This window comes from Herbaspirillum sp. BH-1, assembly GCF_002870055.1.
GTDB classification, from domain to species: domain Bacteria; phylum Pseudomonadota; class Gammaproteobacteria; order Burkholderiales; family Burkholderiaceae_D; genus Herbaspirillum; species Herbaspirillum frisingense.
The window spans coordinates 251643-264810 of sequence record NZ_PKOI01000006.1; the positions used below are offsets into that span (position 1 = coordinate 251643).

A 13168-nucleotide genomic window follows, 5' to 3' on the forward strand; every position below is an offset into this window, starting at 1 on the left:
TCTGTCGTTATCTGTTCATATCTGTGCGGCGGGATAAGTTAATATGCACATCCTTGCCGGTCGGACTTGACTTATACACATTCGCCGCCGTTTTCTGATTGAGAATCAAACTTATCGGAATATGAACGGAAAGCGCAAGACGGTGTTTGTAAGTCATTGATTTTCATGGATTTATTTTCGTCGAATAAATGCCTCGTCTGTCCGTAAGCCGCTGTGGTATTAGCTCTCGGACTTGTCAAGAGGCACTTGTCAACAAAGTTATCCACAGGCGCTGTGCATAATGGGCAAAAGCGTTTACAAAACCGCCGCTTATCGAAGTATTTGAAGAATTACTTTAAGTTTGTAGGACAGTACGCGCAGGTCGGTGCAGGACAAAGCCGGGGTTTTTTTGTCAGCCAGCACTTGACAAATGCCCTCCGCCTGATCCGCAAACCGGGACTTATGCACATAAAAGGCATGCCGCATTTGCACAAACCGTCTAAGCAAATTTTTTTCCCGTGCTAAGGCGAACAATTTTAAGTCATTGATTTTATTGGACTAATTTTTTGCCCTGCATTTGGGCAGCGCGCCGTAAGCCTCGCCCAGTCTACTCGTGGCGATGTCAAGAGGCATTTGTCCCCAAAGTTATCCACAGGGTTTGTGGATAGGTTGAAAAATGACGATTAAACCGGGGCTTAGGCCGGTTTTTCAGGATTTACATTAAGTTCGTGGAACAACGTCTGCTTCAGGTCGCGCTCGATACGCCCCTGCATACCGTCTTTGATTACCGCTGGAAGGCCAGTTCGCCGGATGAGCCGTTGCCGGCGATCGGCCAATTGGTGGTGGTCCCCTTCGGCCGCCGCGAAGCCGTCGGGGTGGTCGTCGGCCAGGATGCGCAGACCGACCTGCAGGCCGACAAGATCAAGGACGTCATCGCCGTGCGGCACCAGTTGCCGCCGATGTCAGCGCATTGGCTGGCACTGTGCGGCTTTGCCGCCGACTACTACCAGCGTCCGCTGGGTGAGGTGATGCTGCCGGGGCTGCCCAAGAATCTGCGGGCCCTCACCACGGTGGCGCTGGACAAGGCACTCAAGGCCCTGGGCCGGCTTGCGCCCGCCACCAAGGCCAAGCCCAGGTCCAGGAAAAAGGCGGCGGTGGCCGCCACGGTGGAGGAAGCCATCGTCGATCCTGTGATGGCCGACCCATCGCCGGACCCGCTGCAACTGGGTGCCGCGCCGCCGCTGAACCCGTCCCAGCAGCAGGCGGTCGATGCGATCGCCGGCGCCGAGGGTTTCGCCCCGTTGCTGCTGTATGGCGTCACCGGCAGCGGCAAGACCGAGGTCTACCTGCAGGCTGCCGCCGCCATCCTGCGTCGCGCGGCAGAGCAGGCCAGCTCATCCGGTTCGCCTGAGCCTGGCCAGTCGACGCCGGCCCCCGCCCAGATCCTGGTGCTGGTGCCGGAAATCAACCTGACCCCGCAGCTGGAAGGCAACATCCGCGCACGTTTCCCGCATCTGAACGTGGTCGCCCTGCACAGCGGCCTGGCCGAGGGCGAGCGTGCCCGCAACTGGCTGGCGGCCCACCTGGGGCAGGCGCACATCGTGCTGGGGACGCGGCTGGCGATCCTGTCGTCGCTGCCGTCCCTGAAGCTCATCGTCATCGACGAGGAACACGACCCCTCCTACAAGCAACAGGAAGGCCTGCGCTACTCCGCGCGCGACCTGGCCGTCTGGCGTGCGCACCAGCTGGGCATCCCGGTGGTGCTGGGCTCGGCCACGCCCTCGCTGGAAACCTGGCAGCACGCCCAGGCCGGCCGCTACCGCCGCCTGGAACTGCGCCAGCGCGCGGCCCTGCAGGCAGTGCTGCCCAGCGTCAAGGTGATCGACATGGAGCGCGACAAGCCCGTCGATGGCCTCACCTCGACCCTGATCGCGGCCGTGCGCAAGCGCCTGGAGCAGGGAGAGCAATCGCTGCTGTTCCTCAACCGGCGCGGTTATGCGCCGGTGCTGGCCTGCGATGCCTGCGGCTGGATCAGCAACTGCATGCGCTGCGATGCCTTCATGGTGGTACATCGCCCCGAGCGGCGCCTGCGCTGCCACCATTGCAGCCTGGAACTGCACATTCCACGCGCCTGCCCGACCTGCGGCAACGTCGACCTGCAACCGTTGGGACGCGGCACCCAGCGGGTCGAAGAGGGCCTGCATGGCATCTTCCCCGAGGCCCGCATCCTGCGCATCGATGCCGACTCCACCCGCCTCAAGGGTTCGGCCCAGAGCGCCTTCGACAGCGTGCACCGGGGCGAGGTCGATATCCTGATCGGCACCCAGATGGTGGCCAAGGGGCATGACTTCAAAAAGCTCACCCTGGTGGGCGTGCTCAATCCCGACACCGCCCTGTTCTCGCACGACTACCGCGCCAGCGAGCGCCTGTTCGCGCAACTGATGCAGGTGGCCGGCCGCGCCGGCCGTGCCGGACTGTCGGCCGATGGCAGTTCGGGCGAAGTGCTGATCCAGACCCGCTATCCGCATCACCCGCTGTACCAGGCCGTGATCCGCCACGACTACGATGGCTTTGCCGGTGAATTGCTGGACGAGCGGCGCCAGGCGCATTTCCCGCCCTTCATGTACCAGGCACTGTTGCGCGCCGAAGGTCGCGAACTGGAGATCGCCATGGGTTTCCTGAAGGACGCGGCCAGTTTGCTGGACGCCCCGGCCATCACCATCAACGAACCGATCCCGATGACCATGATGCGGGTGGCCAATGTCGAGCGTGCCCAATTGCTGATCGAATGTCCCTCGCGCCCGACACTGCAGGCTTTCCTCAAGGAATGGCTGGCCTTGTTGCGGCAGATGAAGACCCGCGCGCGCTGGTCGCTGGAAGTCGATCCGGTCGATATCTGAGACGGCCCGGGCCGATTTTTGTTGTGATTACGGCATCTTTGTCTCGGCAGGGCGCCGGACTGCAGGCAAGCCGCTTGTTCATGCAGCCAACACGGTACGCCTAGCCGGTATAATCTCGGCTGCTCAACCAATTGCAAGCGATCCCTCCGCGCGGCGCCTCACAGCCGGTCCAGCGCCACGGTCGCTTCCGCTTTACCCCTCATTCCCATGCTCGCACAACAGAAACAACGCATCTCCGACCTGTTCTCGTCCGCCCTGCAGCCGCTGCTGGCCGACAGCGGCCTGACGCCGACCATCACCCTGGAGCGCCCGCGTGACGCCTCGCACGGCGACATCGCCTGCAACATCGCCATGCAGCTGGCCAAGCCGCTCAAGAAGAACCCGCGTGAGCTGGCCCAAGCCATCGTGGCCGCCGTGATGGCCGACCCGGCCCGCGAAGGCCTGGTGGAATCGGTCGAGATCGCCGGTCCGGGCTTCATCAACCTGCGCGTGGCCGCAGCCGCCAAGCAGGCGGTGGTGAAGGCGATCCACGAACAGGGCGAGGCCTTTGGTCGCGGCACTGCAGGCGCCGGCCAGAAGGTGCTGGTCGAGTTCGTCTCCGCCAACCCCACCGGTCCGCTGCACGTGGGTCACGGTCGCCAGGGTGCGCTGGGCGATGCGTTGTCGTCGCTGCTGGACGTGCAGGGCTACGATGTCCTGCGCGAGTTCTACTACAACGACGCCGGTGTCCAGATCGCTACGCTGGCAAGCTCGGTGCAGGCGCGCGCCCGCGGCTTCAAACCGGGCGATGCGCAATGGCCGGAATCGGCCTACAACGGCGACTACATCGCCGACATCGCCCGCGACTTCCTGGACAAGAAGACCGTCGCCGCCAGCGATGGCGAACCTGTCACCGGCAGCGGTGATGTCGAAGACATCGAGTCGATCCGTCGCTTCGCCGTCGCCTACCTGCGTCATGAGCAGGACCTGGACCTGCAGGCCTTCGGCGTGAAGTTCGACAATTACTACCTGGAGTCCTCGCTCTATGCCGACGGCAAGGTGGCCGCCGCCGTGGACGCGCTGGTCAAGGCCGGCAAGACCTACGAGCAGGACGGCGCCCTGTGGCTGCGCACCACCGACTATGGCGACGACAAGGATCGCGTCATGAAGAAGACCGACGGCACCTATACCTACTTCGTGCCCGATGTCGCCTACCACATCAACAAGTGGCAACGTGGCTACGGCAAGGTCATCAATATCCAGGGCAGCGATCACCACGGCACCATCGCCCGCGTGCGTGCCGGCCTGCAGGCAGCCGGCGTGGGCATCCCGCAGGGCTATCCCGACTACGTGCTGCACAAGATGGTCACCGTCATGCGCAATGGCGAAGAGGTCAAGATCTCCAAGCGCGCCGGTTCCTACGTCACCCTGCGTGACCTGATCGAATGGTCGGCCGGCGAGGCCGTCGAAGGCCAGGAACGCGACCTCACCCGCGGCCGCGATGCGGTGCGCTTCTTCCTCATCTCGCGCAAGGCCGATACCGAGTTCGTCTTCGACGTCGACCTGGCCCTGGCCCAGTCCGACGAAAACCCGGTCTACTACGTGCAATACGCCCATGCGCGCATCTGTACCGTGCTGGGCAAGTGGGGTGGCAACGAGGATGAGCTCAAGGACGTGAGCGACCTGTCGCCGCTGACCGCTCCGCGTGAAGCGACGCTGCTGGCCAAGCTGGCCGAATACCCGGACATGCTGGCGCATGCCCTGCAGGAGCTGGGACCGCACCAGGTCGCCTTCTACCTGCGCGATCTGGCAGGCGAACTGCATAGCTACTACAATGCGGAACGCGTGCTGGTCGACGATGTCCCAACCAGGTCCGCACGCCTGGCGCTGTTGTCCGCCACCCGTCAGGTACTGCGCAACGGCCTGGCCCTGCTGGGCGTATCGGCTCCGGCCAGAATGTAAACAAGCAGCTAAAGAGAAACGTGAAACCGTTGAACGCGAAACATCACAAGCAGGCCGGCGGCACGCTGCTCGGCCTGATCCTGGGTTTGATCGTCGGCCTGGGCATCGCCGTGGGCGTGGCCCTGATGATCACCAAGTCGCCCATTCCCTTCGTCAACAAGGTGGTGCGGCCCGAACGGGCCGATCCGACCCCGGCCCAGGCGGCCGACCCCAACCGTCCGCTCTACGGCAACCGCGACATCGCCCGCGAGGCGGCGCGCGACCAGCAGCAGTCGCAGACCCCGGTGCCGCCCAATACCGCCGCTGCCCAGCCGGTGCCGCCAGTAGCGCCGGCCCCCCAGGCCGCGACTCCGCCGGCCAAGCAGCCTGACACCAGGACGGCGGACGCCAAGCCCTCTGCCGCCGCGCCGTCGGCCTCCAAGAACGACAGCAACGACGACAAGTGGAGCTACTTCCTGCAGACCGGCGCCTTCCGTGACCAGGCCGATGCCGAAAGCGCCCGCGCCAAGCTGGCCCTGCTCGGTTTCGAAGCCCGCGTCACCGAACGTACCGCCGACAGCGGCGTGCTCTATCGCGTGCGCATCGGTCCCTTCGACCATGCCGAAGCGATGAACCGCACGCGCAGCAAGCTGTCCGATAACGGGGTCGATGCCGCCATCGTGCGCATTCCCAAGTAATCCACAACGCACCCACGGTGCCGGCGGCAAGGGATGGCCGGCCGGCACGGGGTGCAGACCGGCGCACAGGCCGGTTCCAAACGACTATCCATCAGAGAGGGTAATACCATGCGTTTCCATCAAAAGCTGCTGGCAGCCGTCAGCTTTGGCGTACTGGCCTTCACCGCCAGCGTCGGCGCCTCGGCTTCGCCGGCCAATCCGCAAGTGGGCAGCGACTACCGCGTGCTGGAACAGGCCCAGCCGACTGATTCCGGCAACAAGGTCGAAGTCACCGAATTCTTCTGGTTCGACTGCCCGCACTGCGCCGCATGGGACCCCTCGCTGACCGCCTGGGTCAAGAAGCAAGGCGACAAGATCAACTTCAAGAAGGTGCCGGTGGCCTTCCGCGACAGCTTCGTGCCGCAGCAGAAGCTGTACTACACGCTGGAAGCCATGGGCAAGGCGGATGAGCTGACCCCCAAGATCTTCCACGCCATCCACGTCGAGAACCAGCGCATCAACACCGACAAGACTATCCTGGCCTACATCGAGAAGATCGGTCTGGACAAGCAGAAATTCCTCGACCTGTACAACTCCTTCGGCGTGCAGACCAAGGCCCGTCGTGCCGCCCAGCTGCAGGAAGCCTACAAGGTGGACGGCGTGCCCATGATCGCCATCGACGGTCGTTATGTGACCTCGCCGGCCGTGGTCGGCGTGGCCCTGGCCAACCAGCCCGAGTCGATGCAGCAGGCCGCTGCCCTGCAGGTGATGGATCACCTGGTGGCCAAGGTCGCTGCCGAGAAGGCCGCCGGCGGCGCTGCAGCCAAAAAGAAGTAAGCTTCACCTGTCCTGCACGGTCCGCGTCCGCAAGGCCGCGGACCGTTGTCATTTGAGCCCGGGCATGTCCGCCCCGTCGCAACCCTTCACATACCCTCTGGAGCCGGCATGGCCACCCTTCCCGTCGTCGCAGCCCAGGAACGCGTGTTCCTGACCGGAGCTTCCAGCGGCATCGGCATGGCGCTGGCGCGCGCCTATGCACAGCGTGGCGCGGTCCTGGGGCTGGTGGCACGGCGTGGCGCCGAGCTGGATGCCTTGCGCGCCAGCCTGCCGCATCCTGAACGGCATCGCGTGTATGCGCTCGATGTCACCGATCACGCCGCCCTGGCCACTGCCGCAGAGTCTTTCATGACCGAGTTCGGTGGCGCCGACGTGGTCATCGCCAACGCCGGCATCTCCCAAGGCACGCTCACCGAATACCAGGAAGACCTGCGCGCCTTCGAGCGCATCCTGGCCGTCAATGTCACCGCTACCTTCGCCACCTTTACGCCCTTCGTGGCGCGCATGAAGGCACAACCCGAGGCACAGCGTCGCCGCTGCCGCCTGGTCGGCATCGGCAGCGTGGCCGGTATCCGTGGCCTGCCCGGTGCCGAGGCCTATAGCGCCTCCAAGGCTGCCGTGATCAGCTACTGCGAATCGCTGCGGGTGGAATTGCGCACCTCCGGCATCAAGGTCGTGACCATCGCACCCGGCTACATCGACACCCCCATGACCCGCGTGAACACCTATCGCATGCCCTTCCTGATGCCGGTGGAGCGCTTCGCCGAACGCGCCGTGCAGAGCATCGCCGAAGGCGTCAGCTACCGTGTCATTCCCTGGCAGATGGGGGTGGTGGCCAAGCTGCTCAGGCTGTTGCCGAACTGGCTGTACGATATGGCCTTCGCCCGCGCCCCGCACAAGCCTCGCAATCTCTAGCCACCCGACATCGCGGCGCCCGGCGCCGCCTCTGGAGTTTTTCATGAAGATCATTTTCGCCGGCACGCCGGAATTTGCCGCCGTTGCCCTCGAAGCCCTGTACGCCGCCGGTCACGAGATCACGCTGGTCCTGACCCAGCCTGACCGTCCGGCCGGACGTGGCATGCAGCTGCAGGCCTCGCCGGTCAAGCAATGCGCGTTGAAGCACGGCACGCCGGTGGCGCAGCCGGTCTCGCTGCGCCTGAACGGCAAGTACCCCGAGGTCGCGCAGGAAGCGCATGCGTTGCTGCAATCGACCCCGCATGACGTGATGGTGGTCGCCGCCTATGGCCTGATCCTGCCGCGCAGCGTGCTCGACATCCCGCGTTACGGCTGCATCAACATCCATGGCTCGCTCCTGCCGCGCTGGCGCGGTGCCGCCCCCATCCACCGCGCCATCGAGGCCGGCGACACCGAGACCGGCATCACCATCATGCAGATGGAAGAAGGACTGGATACCGGCCCGATGATGTTGATCGAAAGCCTGCCCATCACTGACGAGGACACCACCGGCAGCCTGCATGACAAGCTCGCCGCGCTGGGCGGCCGGATGATCGTGGACGCCATGGAAAAGCTGGAGCAGGGCGCATTGCCGGCCACGCCGCAACCGGAAGAAGGTGCCAACTACGCCGCCAAGATCGCCAAGGAAGAGGCTGCGCTGGACTTCAGCCAGAGCGCGCAACAACTGGCGCGCCGCATCCGCGCCTTCAATCCCTTCCCAGGCGCCACCGGCCGCTTCGGCGACACCGTGGTCAAGCTGTGGCAGGCGCGTGCGGTCAGCGTGGCGCAGCGGGGCGAGCCCGGCCAGGTGTTGTCGGCCGATGCCCAGGGCGGGATCGTGGTGGCCTGCGGCGAAGGCGCACTGCTGCTGACCGAATTGCAGAAGCCCGGCGGCAAGCGCCTGCCGGCGGCGGAATTCCTGAAGGGCTTCCCGCTGGAAGGCGGCCGCTTCGCCTGAGCGGGTGGGCTCAGGCGTATTGCTTGAGCACGTGCGGCAGATGCCGCCAGAACAGCTCCGCACCCAGGTGGACGCGGGCCTGCCAGTCATCGGCGGCATCGTCGTCGGCGCCGTCGGTGACGAACTTGAAGGCCCGCCAGGGCAGCCCGAAATGGTGGCAGACGCGGGCGATGGCAAACAACTCCATGTCCACCAGATCGACCCCCTGCGCCACCAGCCAGTCGTCGGCTGCGGTGACGAAGCTGTCGCCGGTGCCGCACAGCACGCCGGGATGGCCGGATTCCAGGCGCGGCGGTTGCTGCTCCGGGTTCATCAGCGGCGTCACGCCACGCGGCGCCAGCGGCATGGCCGCCATGTCGCGCTGGATCACCGCCGCCACTTCCAGCAGGCCGTCATGCAGGGGGTCGATCTTGCCTGCCGTGCCGAAGTTGATCACCAGGCGCGGCTGCCGCTCCAGGATGGCCCGGGTGGCATGCAGCGCGGCATTGACCTTGCCGACGCCGCAATAGAGCAGCTCTACGCCATCGGGCGCGTCAGTGGCCTGGAGTTCGCTTTCCAGGGCGCTCAGGATGAGGATGGGGCGAGGCGCTGTCATCTTTGTCAACAGTTAATGGATTGCAAGCAAATCCAGCCGCAAAGGCCGGCCGGCGCGGGGTGGTAGGGCGCTTTCGCGTATAATCTGGCTCTCATTTTTGCCTGTGAAACCGGTCAGTCCAGACCGGTTTTTTTGTCCCGCCAAAGCGTGGACAGTCCCGCAGACAGGCCCGCATTGTTGCCGCAACCAGAGAAAAACGCCAGATGAAGCCGAACGAACTGTGCCAGACCGAATTGCTGCTGCGCGACCTGATGTCGCAGCGCATCCTCATCCTCGATGGTGCCATGGGCACCATGATCCAGCGCTACAAGCTGACCGAAGAGGATTATCGTGGCCAGCGTTTTGCTGATTTCAGCGTTCCCGGCAAGGAGATGTTCGTCAAGGGCAACAATGAGCTGCTCTCGCTGACCCAGCCGCACATCATCCAGGAAATCCACGAGCAATACCTGGCTGCCGGTGCCGACCTGATCGAGACCAATACCTTCGGCGCCACCAGCGTGGCCCAGGACGATTACCACATGGCGCATCTGGTCTACGAGATGAACCTGGAATCGGCCCGCCTGGCCCGCGCCGCCTGCGACAAGTATTCCACCCCGGACAAGCCGCGCTTCGTGGCCGGCGCCCTTGGCCCCACGCCCAAGACCGCATCGATCTCGCCGGACGTCAATGACCCCGCTGCGCGTAACGTAACTTTCGATCAACTGGTGGCCGCGTACCTGGAACAGACGCGCGCGCTGGTCGAAGGTGGCGCCGACGTGCTGCTGGTCGAGACCATCTTCGATACCCTGAACTGCAAGGCGGCACTGTTCGCCATCGATACCTTCTTCGAGGAAAGCGGCAAGCGCCTGCCCATCATGATCTCCGGCACCGTCACCGACGCCTCCGGCCGCATCCTGTCGGGTCAGACCGTGACCGCCTTCTGGAACTCCATCCGTCACGCCCGCCCGCTGACGGTGGGCCTGAACTGCGCGCTGGGTGCAGCCCTGATGCGCCCCTATGCCGAAGAACTGTCGCGCATCGCCGATACCTACGTCTGCATCTACCCCAACGCCGGCCTGCCCAATCCGATGAGCGACACCGGCTTCGACGAGACGCCCGATGTCACCTCGGCCCTGCTGAAGGAATTCGCCGAGAGCGGCTTCGTCAACGTCGCCGGCGGCTGCTGCGGCACCACGCCGCCGCACATCAAGGCCATCGCCGAGACGGTGGCCACCATCGCTCCGCGCAAGGTCCCGGAAGCCACTCATGAGATGCGCCTGTCGGGCCTGGAGCCCTTCACCATCAATGATGAATCGCTGTACGTCAACGTCGGCGAGCGCACCAACGTCACCGGTTCCAAGGCCTTCGCCCGCCTGATCCTCAACGAGCAGTACGACGAAGCCCTGGCCGTGGCCCGCCAGCAGGTCGAGAACGGCGCGCAGATCATCGACATCAACATGGACGAGGCGATGCTGGATTCGGTCGCCGCCATGACGCGCTTCCTGAACCTGATCGCCTCCGAGCCGGACATCGCCCGCGTGCCCATCATGATCGACTCGTCCAAGTGGGAAGTCATCGAAGCCGGTCTCAAGTGCGTGCAGGGCAAGTCCATCGTCAACTCCATCTCGATGAAGGAAGGCGAAGAGAAATTCCTGCGCGAAGCCAAGCTGTGCCGTCGCTACGGCGCCGCCGTGATCGTCATGGCCTTCGACGAAGTGGGCCAGGCCGATACCTTCGCGCGCAAGATCGAGATCTGCGAGCGCGCCTATCGCCTGCTGGTGGACAAGCTGGACTTCCCGCCCGAGGACATCATCTTCGACCCCAACATCTTCGCGGTGGCAACGGGTATCGAGGAACACAACAACTACGCGGTCGACTTCATCGAAGCCACCCGCTGGATCCACGAGAACCTGCCCTACGCCAAGATCAGCGGCGGTGTCTCCAACGTGTCCTTCAGCTTCCGCGGCAACGACCCTGCGCGCGAGGCCATCCACACGGTCTTCCTGTACCACGCCATCAAGGCCGGCATGACCATGGGCATCGTCAATGCCGGCATGATCGGCGTCTATGACGACCTGCCGGCCGAACTGCGCGAGCGCGTGGAAGACGTGGTGCTGAACCGCCGTGACGACGCCACCGAGCGCATGATCGAATATGCCGCCACCTTGAAGGCCGGCGACAAGATGGAAGAAGCCACCCTGGAATGGCGCAGCGAACCGGTCGCCAAGCGCCTCTCGCATGCGCTGGTGCACGGCATCACGCAATGGATCGTGGAAGACACCGAAGAGGTGCGCCAGCAGATCGCCGCCGATGGTGGCCGTCCCATCCATGTCATCGAAGGCCCGCTGATGGACGGCATGAACGTGGTCGGCGACCTGTTCGGCCAGGGCAAGATGTTCCTGCCCCAGGTGGTCAAGTCGGCCCGCGTGATGAAGCAGGCCGTGGCGCACCTGATCCCCTTCATCGAGGAAGAAAAGCGCCAGCTCGAAATCACCACCGGCGAGGTCGCCAAGCCCAAGGGCAAGATCGTGATCGCCACCGTCAAGGGCGACGTCCACGACATCGGCAAGAACATCGTCACCGTGGTCCTCCAGTGCAACAACTTCGAGGTGGTCAACATGGGCGTGATGGTGCCCTGCGCCGAGATCCTGGCCAAGGCCAAGGAAGAGAAGGCCGACATCATCGGCCTGTCGGGCCTGATCACCCCCTCGCTGGAAGAGATGGCCTACGTGGCCAAGGAAATGCAGCGCGATCCGTATTTCGCCGGCATCAAGATGCCGCTCATGATCGGCGGCGCCACCACTTCGCGCGCACACACGGCGGTCAAGATCGCGCCCAACTACGAAGGCCCGGTGGTCTACGTGCCGGACGCCTCGCGTGCCGTGTCGGTGGCGCAATCGCTGCTGGCCGACGAGCAGAAGACCCAGTACGTCAGCGAACTCAATGCCGACTACGAACGCATCCGCGAGCAGCACGCCAGCAAGAAGGCCGCACCCATGCTGTCGCTGGCGGCGGCCCGCGCCAACAAGACCCGGCTCGACTTCGCACCGGTCAAGCCCAAGTTCATCGGCCGTCGTCTGTTCAAGAATGTCGACCTGGGCCTGCTGGCCAACTATATCGACTGGGGCCCGTTCTTCCAGACCTGGGATCTGGCCGGACCTTACCCCGCCATCCTGAGCGATGAGGTCGTGGGGGAAGCCGCTACCAAGGTCTTCGAAGAAGCCCAGGCCATGCTCAAGAAGATCATCGATGGCCGCTGGCTCACCGCCAATGGCGTCATCTCGCTGCTGCCGGCCAATAGCGTCAATGACGACGACATCGAGATCTATACCGACGACAGCCGCAGCCAGGTCGCCTTCACCTACTACGGCCTGCGCCAGCAGACCGAGAAGCCGGTGGTCGATGGCGTGGCGCGTCCCAACCAGTGCCTGTCGGACTTCATCGCCCCCAAGGACTCGGGCGTGCAGGACTACATCGGCATGTTCGCCGTCACCGCCGGCCTGGGTATCGAGAAGTACGAGAAGCGCTTCGAGGATGCGCATGACGATTACTCCTCCATCATGCTCAAGGCCCTGGCCGACCGCCTGGCCGAGGCCTTCGCCGAATACCTGCACGAGCGCGTGCGCAAGGACCTGTGGGGCTATGCCGCCGACGAGCAGTTGAGCAGCACCGACCTGATCAAGGAAAAATACCTCGGCATCCGCCCCGCGCCCGGCTATCCGGCCTGCCCGGAGCACACCGTCAAGGCTGACGCTTTCCGCACCATGCAGTGCGACGAGATCGGCATGCAGTTGACCGAGTCCTATGCCATGTTCCCTGGCGCGTCGGTGTCGGGCTTCTACTTTGCCCATCCGCAGTCGAAGTACTTCGTGGTCGGCAAGATCGGCGCCGACCAGGTCGAGGACATGGCCCGCCGTCGCCAGGTGTCCAGGGACGAGCTGGAACGCTGGCTCGCCCCCAACCTGTAAGTCCTCCCATGCCCGGCCTGCGCGCCGGGCAGTTTTTCCTGTGGCTTGTATTCGGCAGCCGTCCTGCTATCATCCACGCCCGCCGTTCCGTAGCCCTTGCTTTAGCCATGATCGATTCCGCTGACCACGTCACCCATGCACTGCCCGTGACCGTGGCCACGCGCCTGCACTTCTCGGACGGCAAGTCGCGCGCCATCTTCACCGTGGACCTGGTCCAGGACCTCCTGGGGGACTGGGTGCTCACGCAGGCGTGGGACGGTGCCGAGGGCCGCAGTGCGGTGCGTCGCGTGGTGGTCGAGGGCCATGAGCAGGGCCTGCAGATGCTGCAGAAGATCGCCCGCCACAAGGAGCGCCTGGGCTTTCGCCAGGTGCACCTGTATCACGTTGGCTGATCACGTTGG

The 13168-nt window shown here is 64.3% G+C and carries 9 protein-coding genes; 8 read left to right on the forward strand and 1 reads right to left on the reverse strand.

Annotated features, from left to right (window positions below):
- Positions 1 to 707 precede the first annotated feature (707 nt).
- The 6 genes from HBH1_RS10925 to fmt all read left to right on the forward strand — a co-directional run bounded on the left by HBH1_RS10925 (position 708) and on the right by fmt (position 8225).
- Entirely contained in the window at positions 708 to 2879 is a 2172-nt protein-coding gene (locus tag HBH1_RS10925; RefSeq protein WP_102662777.1) for a primosomal protein N', read from the forward strand.
- A gap of 207 nt (positions 2880 to 3086) precedes the next feature.
- On the forward strand, positions 3087 to 4820 hold the full coding sequence (gene argS / locus HBH1_RS10930) for an arginine--tRNA ligase (protein WP_102662778.1): 1734 nt from the start codon (positions 3087 to 3089) through the stop codon (positions 4818 to 4820).
- Positions 4821 to 4840: 20 nt separating this feature from the next.
- Positions 4841 to 5497, forward strand: a complete 657-nt coding sequence (locus HBH1_RS10935) for an SPOR domain-containing protein (RefSeq protein ID WP_039873803.1) — start codon at positions 4841 to 4843, stop codon at positions 5495 to 5497.
- Between the two features lie 108 nt (positions 5498 to 5605).
- A complete protein-coding gene (locus tag HBH1_RS10940) occupies positions 5606 to 6313 on the forward strand; it encodes a thiol:disulfide interchange protein DsbA/DsbL (RefSeq protein ID WP_102662779.1) in 708 nt (235 codons plus the stop codon).
- A 108-nt stretch (positions 6314 to 6421) separates the two neighbouring features.
- Positions 6422 to 7228 (forward strand): SDR family oxidoreductase, encoded by an 807-nt coding sequence (locus HBH1_RS10945; protein WP_102662780.1) that lies wholly within the window; start codon positions 6422 to 6424, stop codon positions 7226 to 7228.
- A gap of 43 nt (positions 7229 to 7271) precedes the next feature.
- Complete coding sequence (gene fmt / locus HBH1_RS10950) at positions 7272 to 8225, forward strand: methionyl-tRNA formyltransferase (RefSeq protein ID WP_102662781.1); 954 nt, start codon at positions 7272 to 7274, stop codon at positions 8223 to 8225.
- A gap of 10 nt (positions 8226 to 8235) precedes the next feature.
- Here the strand turns inward: fmt and HBH1_RS10955 are convergent, their stop codons facing one another.
- A complete protein-coding gene (locus HBH1_RS10955; RefSeq protein WP_102662782.1) occupies positions 8236 to 8820 on the reverse strand; it encodes a phosphorylase family protein in 585 nt (194 codons plus the stop codon).
- Positions 8821 to 9023: 203 nt separating this feature from the next.
- On the opposite strand from HBH1_RS10955, the gene metH reads away from it, so the two are divergent.
- Together metH and HBH1_RS10965 are read left to right on the forward strand one after the other, a co-directional pair.
- On the forward strand, positions 9024 to 12767 hold the full coding sequence (gene metH, locus HBH1_RS10960; RefSeq protein WP_102662783.1) for a methionine synthase: 3744 nt from the start codon (positions 9024 to 9026) through the stop codon (positions 12765 to 12767).
- A 107-nt stretch (positions 12768 to 12874) separates the two neighbouring features.
- Positions 12875 to 13159 carry a WGR domain-containing protein gene (locus HBH1_RS10965; protein ID WP_077236299.1) on the forward strand — a complete coding sequence of 95 codons (285 nt, stop codon included), beginning with the start codon at positions 12875 to 12877 and terminating at the stop codon, positions 13157 to 13159.
- Positions 13160 to 13168: the final 9 nt, after the last annotated feature.